The 13,982-nt window shown below is 72.3% G+C and carries 12 protein-coding genes; 9 read left to right on the top strand and 3 right to left on the bottom strand.

What is annotated here, in order from left to right; genetic code table 11:
• Positions 1-126: 126 nt before the first annotated feature.
• Together ACFYNL_RS07025 and ACFYNL_RS07020 are read left to right on the top strand one after the other, a co-directional pair.
• On the top strand, positions 127-1,140 hold the full coding sequence (locus ACFYNL_RS07025) for an NlpC/P60 family protein (protein ID WP_388797915.1): 1,014 nt from the start codon (positions 127-129) through the stop codon (positions 1,138-1,140).
• Between the two features lie 43 nt (positions 1,141-1,183).
• A complete protein-coding gene (locus ACFYNL_RS07020; RefSeq protein ID WP_388797912.1) occupies positions 1,184-2,377 on the top strand; it encodes a hypothetical protein in 1,194 nt (397 codons plus the stop codon).
• Here ACFYNL_RS07020 and ACFYNL_RS07015 read toward each other — a convergent pair.
• Positions 2,365-2,925: a PadR family transcriptional regulator gene (locus ACFYNL_RS07015; RefSeq protein ID WP_388797909.1), complete on the bottom strand. Its 561-nt coding sequence runs from the start codon at positions 2,923-2,925 to the stop codon at positions 2,365-2,367. The two genes, ACFYNL_RS07020 and ACFYNL_RS07015, sit on opposite strands and share 13 nt — an antisense overlap.
• 88 nt (positions 2,926-3,013) lie before the next feature.
• Between ACFYNL_RS07015 and ACFYNL_RS07010 the strand changes: the two genes are divergently transcribed.
• Positions 3,014-4,330 carry an MATE family efflux transporter gene (locus ACFYNL_RS07010; RefSeq protein ID WP_388797906.1) on the top strand — a complete coding sequence of 439 codons (1,317 nt, stop codon included), beginning with the start codon at positions 3,014-3,016 and terminating at the stop codon, positions 4,328-4,330.
• Here ACFYNL_RS07010 and ACFYNL_RS07005 read toward each other — a convergent pair.
• The gene (locus tag ACFYNL_RS07005) at positions 4,291-5,526 is read right to left on the bottom strand and encodes a glycosyltransferase 87 family protein (protein ID WP_388797903.1); all 1,236 of its coding nucleotides are present in this window, start codon (positions 5,524-5,526) and stop codon (positions 4,291-4,293) included. The genes ACFYNL_RS07010 and ACFYNL_RS07005 overlap by 40 nt on opposite strands.
• Positions 5,527-5,645: 119 nt before the next feature.
• Here ACFYNL_RS07005 and ACFYNL_RS07000 point away from each other — a divergent pair, with 119 nt between their 5' ends.
• On the top strand, positions 5,646-6,788 hold the full coding sequence (locus ACFYNL_RS07000) for a glycosyltransferase family 4 protein (RefSeq protein ID WP_388797900.1): 1,143 nt from the start codon (positions 5,646-5,648) through the stop codon (positions 6,786-6,788).
• A gap of 171 nt (positions 6,789-6,959) precedes the next feature.
• A complete protein-coding gene (locus ACFYNL_RS06995) occupies positions 6,960-8,546 on the top strand; it encodes a GMC oxidoreductase (RefSeq protein ID WP_388797897.1) in 1,587 nt (528 codons plus the stop codon).
• Between the two features lie 15 nt (positions 8,547-8,561).
• Here the strand turns inward: ACFYNL_RS06995 and ACFYNL_RS06990 are convergent, their stop codons facing one another.
• Positions 8,562-10,358 carry an AMP-dependent synthetase/ligase gene (locus ACFYNL_RS06990; protein WP_388797894.1) on the bottom strand — a complete coding sequence of 599 codons (1,797 nt, stop codon included), beginning with the start codon at positions 10,356-10,358 and terminating at the stop codon, positions 8,562-8,564.
• 296 nt (positions 10,359-10,654) lie between these two features.
• On the opposite strand from ACFYNL_RS06990, the gene ACFYNL_RS06985 reads away from it, so the two are divergent.
• The 4 genes from ACFYNL_RS06985 to ACFYNL_RS06970 all read left to right on the top strand — a co-directional run bounded on the left by ACFYNL_RS06985 (position 10,655) and on the right by ACFYNL_RS06970 (position 13,950).
• Positions 10,655-11,452 (top strand): metallophosphoesterase, encoded by a 798-nt coding sequence (locus ACFYNL_RS06985; RefSeq protein WP_388797891.1) that lies wholly within the window; start codon positions 10,655-10,657, stop codon positions 11,450-11,452.
• 166 nt (positions 11,453-11,618) lie between these two features.
• A complete protein-coding gene (locus tag ACFYNL_RS06980; protein ID WP_019755767.1) occupies positions 11,619-12,059 on the top strand; it encodes an SRPBCC family protein in 441 nt (146 codons plus the stop codon).
• A gap of 109 nt (positions 12,060-12,168) precedes the next feature.
• Positions 12,169-13,344: an ArsA family ATPase gene (locus tag ACFYNL_RS06975; protein WP_388797888.1), complete on the top strand. Its 1,176-nt coding sequence runs from the start codon at positions 12,169-12,171 to the stop codon at positions 13,342-13,344.
• 57 nt (positions 13,345-13,401) lie between these two features.
• Entirely contained in the window at positions 13,402-13,950 is a 549-nt protein-coding gene (locus tag ACFYNL_RS06970; protein ID WP_388797885.1) for a DUF5304 domain-containing protein, read from the top strand.
• Positions 13,951-13,982: the final 32 nt, after the last annotated feature.

The raw sequence follows: 13,982 nt of genomic DNA, 5'->3' as shown, positions 1-13,982 counted from the left end.
GGCGGGGCGTCACTGTGCGTGCCCGGCGCGGTCGTTGGTCGGTGCCACCGCACGGAGCTACTGTCTGCCGCGTTTCCCCGTCGCCGGGGAAGGTCCTTGTCGCCAGCGGAAGGAGAGCGGCTTCCCGTGGGGTCCCATCGCCGCCTTGCATCGTCCGGGTTCGACCGTGGCGCCGGTGCAGCGCTCTGTGTCATGTCAGCCGCCGCCACGGCCCTCGGGGTCGTACCGGCCACGGCCACGCCGCACGACGACACCCGCGCCAAGGTGGACCGCCTCTACGAGGAGGCGGAGAAGGCGACCGAGGCCTACAACAAGGCCGACGAGCGCGCCGACAAACTCCGCGCGGAGGTGAACGACGCCCAGGACCGGATCGCCCGGCAGCAGCAGAGCATCAACTCCAAGCGGGACGCTCTCGGTTCGCTGGCCGGCGCCCAGTACCGGTCCGGCGGCATCGACCCCTCCCTCTCCCTGCTGCTCTCCGAGGACCCGGCCGACTACCTGGACAAGGCCGCCCGGATCGCCCGGCTCAGCGCCCACCAGGCCGACGAGCTGGAAGAACTCCAGGACGCCATGCGCGTCATCGCCCAGGAGCGCGCCGAGGCGGCCAGGAAGCTCGTCGACCTGGAGAAGAGCCGCAAGGCCGTCGCCGCCCACAAGCGGACCGTCGAGCGCAAACTCGCCCAGGCCCGCAGGCTGCTGAACTCCCTGTCGGCGGCCGATCGCGCCGCCTTCGACCGCGCCTCCCGCTCCGGCCGTGCCGACCTGCCCGACCTCGGCGGAGCCGTCCCCTCCTCGGGCCGAGCCGCCGCCGCGGTCGCCGCCGCCCGGTCCGCGCTGGGCAGGCCGTACATCTGGGGCGCCAACGGCCCCTCCGGCTTCGACTGTTCGGGCCTCATCCAGTGGTCGTACGCCCAGGCCGGTGTCTCCCTGCCGCGCACCTCGCAGGGGCAGCGGTACGCCGGCCGGCAGATCCCGCTCTCCGAGGCCCAGCCGGGTGACGTGGTCACCTACCGGTCCGACGCCAGTCACGTGGGGATGTACATGGGCAACGGACAGGTGATCCACGCTCCCTACCCGGGCGCGCCCGTGCGCTACGACCCGGTGGGCATGATGCCGGGGGCGACGATCACCCGGGTGTGACCGGGGTCTGACCCTCGTGCGCTGACCGCCGTACGATCGGGAAATGGCTGGTCGAAGGCGGGTGTCGGGAACGCGAACGGTCCTCGTGCTCTGTCTGCTGCTCGTCTCGCTGGTGGGCTGCGGTGGGCGGCCCGCCGCGGACGGCGCGACGGCACAGGTGCAGCGCCTTCTCGACCGCAGGGCGGCCGCGATCCTCGACCACGACGAGGCGGCGTATCTGGGCACGGGCGCGCGGGACCGGTTCGGCAACCTGCGCGCGGTGCCCCTCGCCGAGTGGTCGTACCGCGTCACCGGGCTGCGGCGCAGCGGCGCCACCGCGACCGCCGAGGCCGAACTGCGCTATCGCGTCCGGGGCCACGATCCGGCTCCCGTCAGCGCCGGGCGCACGCTGAGCCTGAGCCTGGACCCGGAGGGCCACTGGTACGTCGAGGCGGAGCGGCCCGCGAAGGGCTCCGCCGCGCAGCTGTGGGACCAGGGCGAGGTGAGCGCCGTATCCGGTGAGCACAGCCTGGTCCTGGGAGTCGGGCAGTCGAGGAAGGCGCTGCGTGCGTACGCGGCGCTCGCGGACCGTGCGGTGCCGGCCGTGTCCCGGGCCTGGGGCGGCACATGGGCCGGGCGCGTCGTCGTCCTCGTACCCAAGTCGCTGGCCGGCATGGCGGGGCTGCTGGGCTCGCCCGCCTCCTCCTACCGCGGGATCGCCGCGGTCACCACCGGCGAGACCGGCGCCCGGACGCGGGCGCCGGCGGACCGGATCATCGTCAACCCCGAGGCGTACGGCGTCCTCGGCGCCACCGGCAAGCAGGTCGTCCTCACCCACGAGACCACCCATGTCGCCACCCGCGCCGCCACCACCGCCGCGACCCCGCTGTGGCTCTCCGAGGGCTACGCCGACTGGGTCGGCTACCTCGGCAGCGGCCGTTCCCCCTCCCAGGCGGCACCCGAGTTGTCCCGCGCGGTGTCGCAGGGGCGGCTGCCACCGGCCCTGCCGTCCGACGCGGACTTCGGATTCGGCCGCGACGCGGACGAGCTGGCGCTGGCGTACGAGGGCGGATGGCTGGCCTGCCGGATGATCGCGGAACGCTGGGGCGAGGTCCGGCTCGTCGAGTTCTACCGGGCCGTGGGCGCGCACGAGCGGCGGGCGGGGGCGGTGGAGGGGGCGCTGCAGGACGTGCTCGGGACCTCGTCGGCCCGGTTCACCCAGGACTGGCGGGAGTATCTGCGGGCTCAGCTCGGCTGATCCGGTGGGGCGGGGGCTCGGTCCGGGCGGTCCAGGATCGCGATGGCCTCCGTCAGCCACGCGCGCTCCGCCTCGCCCGTCGCCCGGGCCACCCGCAGCATGCCCTGCCGGAACAGGTCGCCGGCCTCCTCCGCCCGTACCGGCCTGCCGTCGGCGTAGAAGAAGCTCGTGGGCGCGGTGAGGAACTCCAGCCTGCGGCGCAGCACCTCGGCCTGTTCCCGGCGGTCGGGCAGATGCCGCAGGAAGGCCAGGACGGTGTGGAAGCGCACCTGGTCCGTGATCTCCACCGGCTTCGGCCGGCGCAGGCGTTCCAGGAGATCCTCGCGGCCCTCGTCGGTGAGCGAGAGGATGCGGCGCGGAGCGGCACCCGCCCCCGGCTCGGCGTGCTCGTCGAGCTTGCCGGCCTTGAGCAGACGCGCGATCGCCGGGTACAGCGCCCCGTCGCTGACAGGGCGGACATGGCCGCTCAGCGCCTTGATGCGCTCCTTCAACTCGTAACCGTGCAGGGGCGCTTCGGCCAAGAAGCCCAGGATCGACAGCTCCAGCATGGTCCTCCTTGCGGATGCGCTGCACCCATGCTACCTCTTATCGAGTTGCCTCGAAACGAGGTAGCTCGTTTCGAGGGGGATCGCGTACATGGACGCTCATCGCAGACAGCTGCTCTCGCTGGCCCACCCCGTCTACCTCTCGCTTCTCGCCTCCGTCGCCGCGGGGATCATCAACACGCTCTGGGTGTCCCGGCTCGGCGGCCCCGCGGTGGCCGCGGTGGCGGTCGCCACCAACACCGAGAACGTGCTGCTCGGCGTGGCGCTCGTCTTCGCGTCCGGTACGACGGTGCTGGTCGCCCATGCCAGGGGCGCGCGGGACCCGGGCGCGATGCGGGCGGCGGTGCGCGGGGGATGGGCGGTGTGGGCGCTGGTCACCCCGCTGGTCGTGACGGGCGGGTTCGTCCTGCGCGAGCCCTTGGCGCGGCTGGTGCTCGACGGCGGCCCGGCGCTGCCGCTCGCGGTGGGCTACTTCGCGATCTCGATGCCCGGGACGGCGGTGTTCTTCGCGCAGCAGCTGGTCGACGGCATCCTCAAGGGCGCGGGCGACACCAGGACGCCGCTGCGGCTCGCGCTCCTCGCCAACGGGCTGATCCTGGTCTGCGACCCGTTCCTCATCCACCTCTACGGCGTCCGGGGCGCCGCCGCCTCGACCGTGCTGTGCCGGACGGTGGCCCTGGGCGCGGGTCTGCTCGCCCTGCGCCGGAACCCGTCGCTGCGCACGGCGGCCGGGGCGCGCCCCGCGAGGTCGTCGGCCGGGGCGGCGCTGCGGACCCTACGGACCGGGCTGCCCATCGCGGCCGACTTCACCGTGCGGCAGACGGGCACCCTGGTCCTGGTCGCGATCGTGGCGCGGCTCGGGGTGACGGCGGTCGCCGCGTACTCGATCGCGTACAAGGCGATGTACATCGCCACCATGGCCTTCTACGCCGTCCGCCAGGCCGCTTCCCTCCACACCGCGCACCTGCTCGGCGCGGGACAGGACGCACGGCGGGCGATCGCGCGGCAGGCCGTACTCGTCTCGGGAGGCGCCGGACTGGCGGCGGCCGTGCTGCTGGCGGTCACGGCCCCCTGGGTGATGGCCGCGTTCGGCGCCGGGCCGGCCGTGGCCCACGACGGTGTGCTGTTCCTGCGCTGTGTCGGGCCGTACCTCGTCCTGATGGCCTGCTTCATCGCGCTCGGCGGCATCTTCGAGGGCAGCGGCGCGGCGCCCCGGCTGCTCCGGGTGACCGTGTTCGGCACGGCCCTCCAGCTGCCGCTCGCCCACGGGCTGTCGGGCCTCGGCCTGCCCGGGGTGTGTCTGGGGCTGGCGCTGGCGATGGCCGCGCAGTGCGCGGCGGTGCTGGTGCTGCTGCGGCGGACCCGGACTCAGGAGGGCAGTGACGTCTCCTTGGCACGGGTGGCCTGAGCCGGCACCGGCAGGGTGGCGGTCCGGGTCACCGTCTCGCGCCAGAGGGCACGGGCGGCGAGCAGCGTGGCGAGGACCAGCAGGCCGTTGCGCACGAAGAGCAGGCTCACGCCCAGCGCGTCGCCGGCGACGACGTGCGCGAACCAGAGGGGGAACTCCAGGACCGTCACGAGGGACGCGGCGAGGACCAGGCCCACGGGCAGTGTCATCCGGCTGCCCCGGAAGCACAGGCACACCGCGGCGAGACCGAGCAGCCACACCATGTACTGCGGGCTGATCACCCGGCTGGTCGTCACGAACATCAGCACCGCCACGAAGGCCGCGTCGGCGAGCGTGTGCGACAGGAACCGGCGCGCCCTCAGCCGCCACAGCAGCAGCCAGCCGAAGGCGAGCGCGCTCAGGGCGAGGGCGGCGTCGCTGACGACGTCGACGTACGGGCCGAGGAACTCCACCGAGCCGTAGTTCAGCCGCACCTCGCCGTCCCAGCCGTACTGCCGGGCCACATGGAAGACCAGCGCCCCCAGCGACTCCACCTCGGTGCCGCGGTCGCGCTGGAAGGCCAGGAAGGCGAAGGCGCCGGGCATCGCGAGGGCGAACAGCGCCGCGAGGCCGCCCGCGGTCAGCGCCGCCGAGGCCCAGGCGCCGCGCCTGCGGGCCGCGACCAGCAGCAGCACCGGCCACACCTTCAGCATCGCCCCGAAGGCCGTCAGCGCGCCCATCGCCTTCGGGTGCCGGGCCCCCGCGAGCAGCGCGGCCACGGCGACGGCGGTCACCATCACGTCGTAGCGGGCGTACACGGTCGGCCCGAGCAGCGGTACGCCCGCCACCCACACCCAGGCCCCGCGCAGGGTCCGGCCGGGGCGCAGGCCCGCGTACAGCAGGAGCAGCAGGACGGCCAGATCGGCGGAGAAGCACAGGACGAAGAAGGCCGACGGGTAGTCCAGCCAGAACACGAGCCCGGGGGAGAGGACCGGCAGCGCCGCGGCGGGCGGGTACTGCCAGGTGACGTCGTCCTGCGGGAACGTTCCGGTGCGCAGGACCTCGTACCAGCCCTGGTAGATGACCGACACGTCGCTGGTGACGTCCGGGCCGGGGAAGACGTACACCTTGAACACGAAGAGCAGCAGGGCCACCCTGGTCAGGCCCCAGATGCCCAGCATCGGCGCCAGGGACCGCCGCGTGCCCGTCTTCTCCACCGGATCCCCTGCCGTTCGATTTCCCACCAGGGGAACATGATGTCGTGTGCGGCTGCGAGCAGGCCACACACGCGGCCGAGCGCATGCGGTGAACGGCGGCTTCGATAAGGTCGGCGGCGATGCACAAGACCCTGATCGTGACCAACGACTTCCCGCCCCGTCCCGGCGGCATCCAGGCGTTCCTGCACAACATGGCGCTGCGGCTCGACCCCGAGCGGCTGGTCGTCTACGCCTCCACCTGGAAGCGCGGCCGGGAGGGCGCCGAGGCCACGGCCGCCTTCGACGCCGAGCAGCCCTTCACGGTGGTGCGGGACCGTACGACGATGCTGCTGCCGACGCCCGCGGTGACCCGGCGTGCGGTCGGCCTGCTGCGCGAGCACGGCTGCACTTCGGTGTGGTTCGGGGCGGCGGCGCCGCTCGGCCTGATGGCACCGGCGCTGCGCCGGGCGGGCGCCGAGCGCCTCGTGGCCACGACCCACGGCCACGAGGCTGGCTGGGCCCAGCTGCCCGCGGCCCGGCAGCTGCTGCGCCGGATCGGGGAGGCGACGGACACGATCACCTACCTGGGTGAGTACACGCGCGCGCGGATCGCGACCGCGCTGACCCCGCAGGCGGCCTCGCGGATGGCGCAGTTGCCGCCGGGGGTCGACGAGAAGACCTTCCACCCCGGCTCGGGCGGGGACGAGGTGCGGGCCCGGCTGGGTCTGACGGACCGGCCGGTCGTCGTCTGCGTGTCCCGGCTGGTGCGGCGCAAGGGGCAGGACACCCTGATTCGGGCCATGCCCCGGATCCTGGCGGCCGAGCCGGACGCCGTGCTGCTGATCGTCGGGGGCGGGCCGTACGAGAAGGACCTGCGGCGCATGGCCCACGAGACCGGTGTCGCCGACTCCGTCCACTTCACCGGCGCCGTTCCCTGGTCCGAACTGCCCGCCCACTACGGGGCCGGCGACGTCTTCGCGATGCCGTGCCGGACGCGCCGGGGCGGCCTGGACGTCGAGGGCCTCGGCATCGTCTACCTGGAGGCGTCGGCGACCGGACTGCCGGTGGTCGCGGGCGACTCGGGCGGGGCGCCGGACGCGGTGCTCGACGGGGAGACGGGCTGGGTGGTGCGGGGCGGCTCCCCGGACGAGGCGGCCGACCGCATCGTCGCACTGCTCGGGGACGCGGAGCTGCGTGCCCGGATGGGGGAGCGGGGCAGGGAGTGGGTCGAGGAGAAGTGGCGCTGGGACCTGCTCGCGGAGCACCTGAAGAACCTGCTGTAGTGCGGCGCTCCTGACAGGAACCAGGGCCGGCGCGACAAGCCGCGGCGCGTTGGTGGCCGCCGACGACGAATACGCGCCACCCCACTAGGCGGAACCGGAAATTCCGCCCATGCTGCGCACATGACAGTAAAACTGATGCAGCGTCAGCTGACAAGACGTCAAATCCTTGGAATGGCGGCACTGCAGAGTGCCGCCGCCCTCGGCTTCACCCGCATCGGCCTCCCCTCGGCCCACGCCGCCGAGCCCGACGCGGTCGACCACGCCCCGGCCATCGTCATCGGCTCCGGCTACGGCGGCGCGGTCGCCGCCCTCCGCCTGGGCCAGGCGGGCATCCGCACCCTCGTCATCGAGATGGGCCGTCTCTGGAACACCTCCGGCCCCGACGGCAAGGTCTTCTGCTCCACCAGCACCCCCGACCGCCGCTCCATGTGGTTCCGCACCCGCACCGAGGCCCCGCTCGCCACCTTCCTGTGGCTGGACGTCGTCAACCGGGAGATCAGCCCCTATCCGGGAGTCCTCGACCGCGTCCACTACGACCACATGTCCGTGTACGTGGGCAGGGGCGTCGGTGGCGGCTCCCTGGTCAACGGCGGCATGGCCGTCACCCCGCTCCCGTCCTACTTCGCCGAGCAGTTCCCGACCGTGGACGCCGCGGAGATGTACCGCACCTACTTCCCGCGCGCCCGCTCCATGCTGGGCGTCAACACCATCGACCCCGCGTGGTTCGAGTCCACGGAGTGGTACCGCTTCACCCGGGTCTCCCGCGCCCACGCCACCAAGGCCGGCCTGCGGACCACCTTCGTGCCCAACGTCTACGACTTCGGCCACATGCAGCGCGAGGCGGCCGGCACGGCGACGAGGTCCGCGCTGGCAGGGGAGGTCATCTACGGCAACAACCACGGCAAGCGCACCCTCGACAAGACCTACCTGGCGGCGGCCCTCGGCACCGGGAACGTCACCCTCCACACCCTGGAGAAGGTGCGGTCGATCAGCAGGGCGCCCGACGGGACCTATGTGCTGACCGCCGACCGGATCGACGACACCGGCACGGTCGTCGCGACCAAGGAGTACGGCTGCACGTACCTCTTCCTCGGCGGCGGCAGCATCGGCACCACCGAACTCCTCGTCCGCGCCCGCGAGTCGGGCTCGCTGCCCGCCCTGGACGCGAGCGTCGGCACCGGCTGGGGCCCCAACGGCAACGTGATGCTCGGCCGGGCCAACCACCTGTGGGACACGGTCGGGGCGAACCAGTCGACCATGCCGGTCATGGGCATCGACGACTGGTCCAACGCCGCCAACCCGGTCTTCGCCGAGATCGCGCCGCTGCCCACGGGACTGGAGCACTGGGTCAGCCTCTATCTGGCGATCACCAAGAACCAGGAGCGGGCGTCGTTCTCGTACGACTCGGGGAGCGGGGCCGTGCGGCTCGGCTGGAGCGCGGCGCAGAGCGCCGTGTCGACGGGCATGGCGAAGAAGCTGTTCGACCGGATCAACAGGGCGAACGCCACGATCTACCGGTACGACCTGTTCGGCTCGGGCAACCGGGTCTTCGCCGACGACTTCACGTACCACCCGCTGGGCGGCTGCGTGCTGGGGAAGGCGACCGACGACCACGGCCGGGTGAAGGGCTACCCACGGCTGTACGTCACCGACGGCTCGCTGGTGCCCGGGTCGATCGGGGTGAACCCGTTCGTGACGATCACCGCACTCGCCGAACGGACGATGGCGCGGGTCCTCGTGGAGGACACCGCGCCCTAGTCCGAGCGGTGCTTGCTACTTCTGGTAGATCGCCTCGATCTCGTCCGCGAAGTCCTTCGCCACGACGTTGCGCTTGAGCTTCAGCGACGGCGTCAGATGGCCCGAATCCTCCGTGAACTGGGAGGGCAGAATGCGGAACTTCCGCACCGATTCCGCCTTCGACACCGCGGCGTTGCCGTCGTCGATCGCGGCCTGGATCGCCGCGTTCAGGTCCGCGTCCCCGGCCAGCGACGCCGCGGTGGAGCCCGCCGGCTTGCCGTGCTCGGCGCACCAGCGGCCCAGGAACTCCTCGTCGAGGGTGACCAGCGCGCCCACGAACGGCCGCCCGTCGCCCACCACCATGCACTCCGCGACCAGCGCGTGCGCCCGGATGCGGTCCTCGATCACGGCCGGGGCGACGTTCTTGCCGCCCGCGGTGACGATGATCTCCTTCTTGCGACCGGTGATCCTGAGGTAGCCGTCCTCGTCGAGGGTGCCGATGTCACCGGTGTGGAACCAGCCGTCGGCCAACGCCTCCTCGGTCGCGCCGGGGTTGTTCCAGTACTCCTTGAACAGGTGCTCGCCGTGCAGCAGCACCTCCCCGTCGTCCGCGATCCGCACCACGGAACCCGGCAGCGGCTGGCCGACCGTGCCGATCTTCTGCCGGTCCCAGGGGTTGAAGGCGGTGGCGGCACAGGACTCGGTCAGGCCGTAGCCCTCCAGGACCGTGAAGCCGATGCCGCGGAAGAAGTGCCCGAGCCGCTCGCCGAGCGGAGCGCCGCCGGAGATGGCGTACTCACCCCGGCCGCCGAGGACCGCGCGCAGCTTGCTGTAGACGAGCTTGTCGAAGACCTTGTGCTTGATCTTCAGGCCGACGGACGGGCCCGACGGGCTGTCCAGCGCCTTGCTGTACGCGATCGCGGTGTCCGCCGCCTTGTCGAAGATCTTGCCCTTGCCGTCCGCCTGGGCCTTCGCGCGGGCGGAGTTGTAGACCTTCTCGAAGACGCGCGGGACGCCCAGGATCAGGGTCGGGCGGAAGGAGGCCAGCTCGTCGGTGAGGTTGCTGATGTCCGGAACGGTGCCCAGCTTGATCGGCGCCACCATCGGCGCGATCTGCACCATGCGGCCGAAGACGTGCGCGAGCGGCAGGAACAGCAGGACGGAGCACTCGCCGGTGCGGAACAGCGGCCGCAGGCGCTCGACGACGTTTCCGCACTCGGCGAAGAAGCTGCGGTGGGTGAGGACGCAGCCCTTGGGGCGGCCGGTGGTGCCGGAGGTGTACACGATCGTCGCCGGGTCGTCGGCCTTCGCCAGCGAGCTGCGCTCCTCGACGGTCGCGTCGCTGATGTCCTGGCCCAGCCGGCCCAGCTCCTCGACCGCGCCGGCTTCGATCTGCCAGACGTGCTTGAGGGCGGGCAGCCGCTCGCGCACCGACTCCACGGCGGCCGTGTGGTTGTCCAGCTCCGTGATCATGGCGGTCGCGCCCGAGTCACTGAGGATCCACTGGACCTGCTCCGGTGAGCTGGTCTCGTACACGGGCACGGTGACCGCGCCCGCCGACCAGATCGCGAAGTCGAGCAGGGTCCACTCGTAGCGGGTACGGGACATCAGGCCGACCCGGTCGCCCGGCTGGACCCCGGCCGCGATGAGTCCCTTCGCCGCCGCGCGCACCTCGGCCAGGAAGGCGGTGGCCGTCACGTCCTGCCATGCACCGCCGACCTTGCGGGCGATGACGGCGACGTCCGGGTGCTGCGCGGCGTTTCTGCGGACGATGTCGGTCAGATTCCCGTCCGCAGGGACCTCGTACAAAGCCGGAAGGCTGAACTCGCGCAAGACTGCTGCTCCTCATAGGGCGCCGGCGCCACGACGTTGTGCGATGCGACGGTGCGGTCCAAGGCTCGGGCAAGTGCTCAGGGATTCACATGTTGAAATCCAGAGCACGACTGGACCGACCGGACGTTACCCGCCGGTATGGCTTCTTCGACAGGGGGTCCCGGCGAGATGTTCGCTGCGTCACACGGATTGGTGTTTCTTCGCGCACAGTAGTCGAGCGGTCTGACAACTGGCCAGTAACCGTCGGTCCGGGCGCCACTGTTCACGTATGCCGCACACGCCTACCCTTGATCGTCATGGCACCCACACCGAGCGGAAACCACAGGACTCGCGTACACGTGGTCAGCGACGTGCACGGCAACGCCCGCGACCTGGCCAGGGCCGGCGAAGGCGCCGATGCCCTGATCTGCCTGGGCGACCTGGTGCTGTTCCTCGACTACGCCGACCACTCGCGCGGCATCTTCCCCGACCTGTTCGGCGTGGAGAACGCCGACCGGATCGTGGAGCTGCGCACCGCCCGGCGCTTCGAGGAGGCGCGGGAGTTCGGGGCGCGGCTGTGGGCCGGGATCGGCTCGGACCGGCGCTCGGTGATCGAGAAGGCGGTGCGCAAGCAGTACGCCGAGATGTTCGCGGCGTTCCCGACACCGACGTACGCCACCTACGGCAATGTCGACATGCCGCCCCTGTGGCCGGAGTACGCCGGTCCGGGCACGACGGTGCTGGACGGGGAACGGGTGGAGATCGGCGGCTGGACCTTCGGCTTCGTGGGCGGGGGCCTGCGGACCCCGATGCGGACCCCCTACGAGATCAGCGACGAGGAGTACGCCGCGAAGATCGAGGCCGTGGGCGAGGTGGACGTCCTGTGCACGCACATCCCGCCGGAGGTCCCGGAGCTGGTGTACGACACGGTGGCGCGGCGCTTCGAGCGCGGAAGCCGGGCGCTGCTGGAGGCGATCCGCCGTACCCGCCCCCGTTACTCCCTGTTCGGGCACGTCCATCAGCCGCTGGTGCGGCGGATGCGGATCGGGGCGACGGAGTGCGTGAACGTCGGGCACTTCGCCGGGTCCGGGAAGCCCTGGGTGCTGGAATGGTGAGTGAACCGGGCCCCGGCGGGAGCCCGATGACGGCCCCGGTGGGCGCTTTCCCGACGACGGCGCAGGTGGGGGTGGAGTCGGCCGGTCGGGCGCGCGGTAGCCTTCACGCTGCGCACGCGTGCGCACCACGACTTCTTACCGGCCCGCATCTGGAGGAGCCACGGCGATGGCGGAACACACCAGCTCGAGCATCACGATCGAGGCGGCACCGGCCGACGTCATGGGGGTGATCTCCGACTTCGCCCGCTACCCCGACTGGACCGGCGAGGTGAAGGAGGCGGAGGTCCTCAAGACCGACGCCGACGGCCGTGCCGAGCAGGTCCGTCTCGTCATGGACGCCGGCGCGATCAAGGATGACCAGGTGCTGGCGTACACCTGGGGCGGTGAGCACGAGGTGTCCTGGACCCTGGTGAAGTCCCAGATGCTGCGCTCGCTGGACGGCTCGTACATCCTCAAGCCGGCCGGGGCGGGCTCCACCGAGGTGACCTACCGGCTGACCGTGGACGTCAAGATCCCGATGCTGGGCATGATCAAGCGCAAGGCCGAGAAGGTCATCATCGACCGGGCGCTGGCGGGTCTGAAGAAGCGGGTCGAGTCGGGCAAGTAGGCGCTTCGGCCCCGGGCGGGAGGGGTACGTGGTCGGGTGTCTCCCACCCGGCCCGCACCGGGCCACCGGCAATCGGGCCTGACCTCGGCGTCCGTTACGGTTCACCCCCATGCGCACCATCCTGATCACAGGCCCGGGCGGCAGCGGCCGTACCACTGTCGCGGCCGCCACCGCGCTCGCGGCGGCGGCCAACGGCACCAGAACCCTGGTCCTCGGCGCCGACCGCACCGACACCCTTGGTGCCGCCCTCGGCGTGCCCACGGGTGTCTCCCCGACCAAGGTCGCCGCGAACCTCACCGCCTGGCGCCCCGACGCCTCCGCCGGCTTCCGCGACGACCTCGCCGCCTTCCAGGAACGCGCCACCACCGCCCTCGACCTCCTCGGTGCCTCCCGCCTCGACCCGGAGGAGGTCACCCCCCTCCCCGGAGCCGAGGAACTCGCCCTGCTGCGAGCCCTGCGGGACGCCGCCCTCGCCGAGGCCCATGACCTTCTCGTCGTCGACCTCCCGGCCACCCCGCACGCCCTCGCCCTGCTGTCGCTCCCCGAGGAACTGCGCCGCTATCTGCGTCGGCTGCTGCCCTCCGAGCGGCAGGCCGCCCGCGCCCTGCGCCCCGTCCTGGGGCGGCTGGCCGGCGTTCCGATGCCCGCGGAGTGGCTGTACGAGACCGCCGCCCGCTGGGACGTCGAACTCGCCGCCGCCGAAGCCGTCGTCGCCGACCGCGACACCGTCGTACGGCTCGTCGCCGAACCCGGACCGGGCGGTGCCGACGCCGTACGGTCCGCCACCCTCGCGCTCGCCCTGCGCGGCCTGCGCCCCGATCTGCTGATCGCCAACCGGATCCTGCCGGAGACGGAGGCGACGGCCGGCAGCTGGCTCGCCGGGCCCGTCACCCAGCAGCGCAAGATCCTGGAGGAATGGCGGGAGCACCACCACGTCCACGCCGTCGCGCACCTCGGCCGCGACCCCCGCGGCACCGACGACCTCGAAGCCCTCGCCCTGCCCGCCGTCAACGACACGTCGTCCACCGTCGAGTGGCCCGTCACCGACCGGCTCGCCGAGGACGGCGTCCTCGTCTGGCACCTCCCGCTGCCCGGCGCCGTACGCGAGGAACTCGACCTCGTCCGGCGCGGCGACGAACTCGTCGTCACCGCCGGGCAGTTCCGGCGCATCGTGCCGCTGCCGTCCGCCCTGCGCAGATGCCGTGTGGACGGGGCCGCGCTGCGGGACGCGGAGCTGCGCATCCGGTTCGCGCCGGATCCGGACCTGTGGCCGCGCAGCCGGTGAGGCAGGTACGCCCGTTCGGGTAACGTCGGAGAGACGAACCGTAGTCAGGAGTCCGTCATGAGCGAAGAGCTCCCCCCGTCCGAAGCGTGGGAGTCCCCCCGCTCGTCGAGCGAAGCCGAGAGTGGGGGAGAGCACGAGGCGATCGACGAGGTGCGGGCCGACGAGGTGCGGGCGTCCGACGCCGACGCCTGGGCGACGGCCTGTGCCGAGGACCTCGCGCAGGAGAAGGCCCGCCGCCGGGCCCAGCACGGCCCGCCTCCGGGATCGGCCGCCGAGGAACTGCGCAAGCTCGTCGACACCGTCGCGGACAAGCTGTCGAACATCCAGTCCCCGCTGCTCGGCGCGGTCGCCGGGCCCGCCGCCCAGCAGGTGGTCAAACAGGTCGTCGACCAGGCCAGGGCCGCCGTCGAGCCGGTCATCGAACGCAACCCGGACGTCTTCGACCACCTGGCCGCGGCCGGCAGCGAACTCCTCGCCGCCTACCGCTCCGCGGTCCAGGCCCAGGAACGGCGCTGGACGACCGGCGAGCGCGACGGACACGACCTCCAGGAGCGCCGGGACCGGGGCGACGAGGCCGGACCGGGCCAGCGCATCGACCTCGACTGACCCCGGCGAACCAAGGGGACCTCGGCCGGACG

Source organism: Streptomyces sp. NPDC007808, from assembly GCF_042868655.1.
Taxonomy (GTDB): domain Bacteria; phylum Actinomycetota; class Actinomycetes; order Streptomycetales; family Streptomycetaceae; genus Streptomyces.
This window is presented reverse-complemented; position numbering and strand designations above follow the sequence as displayed.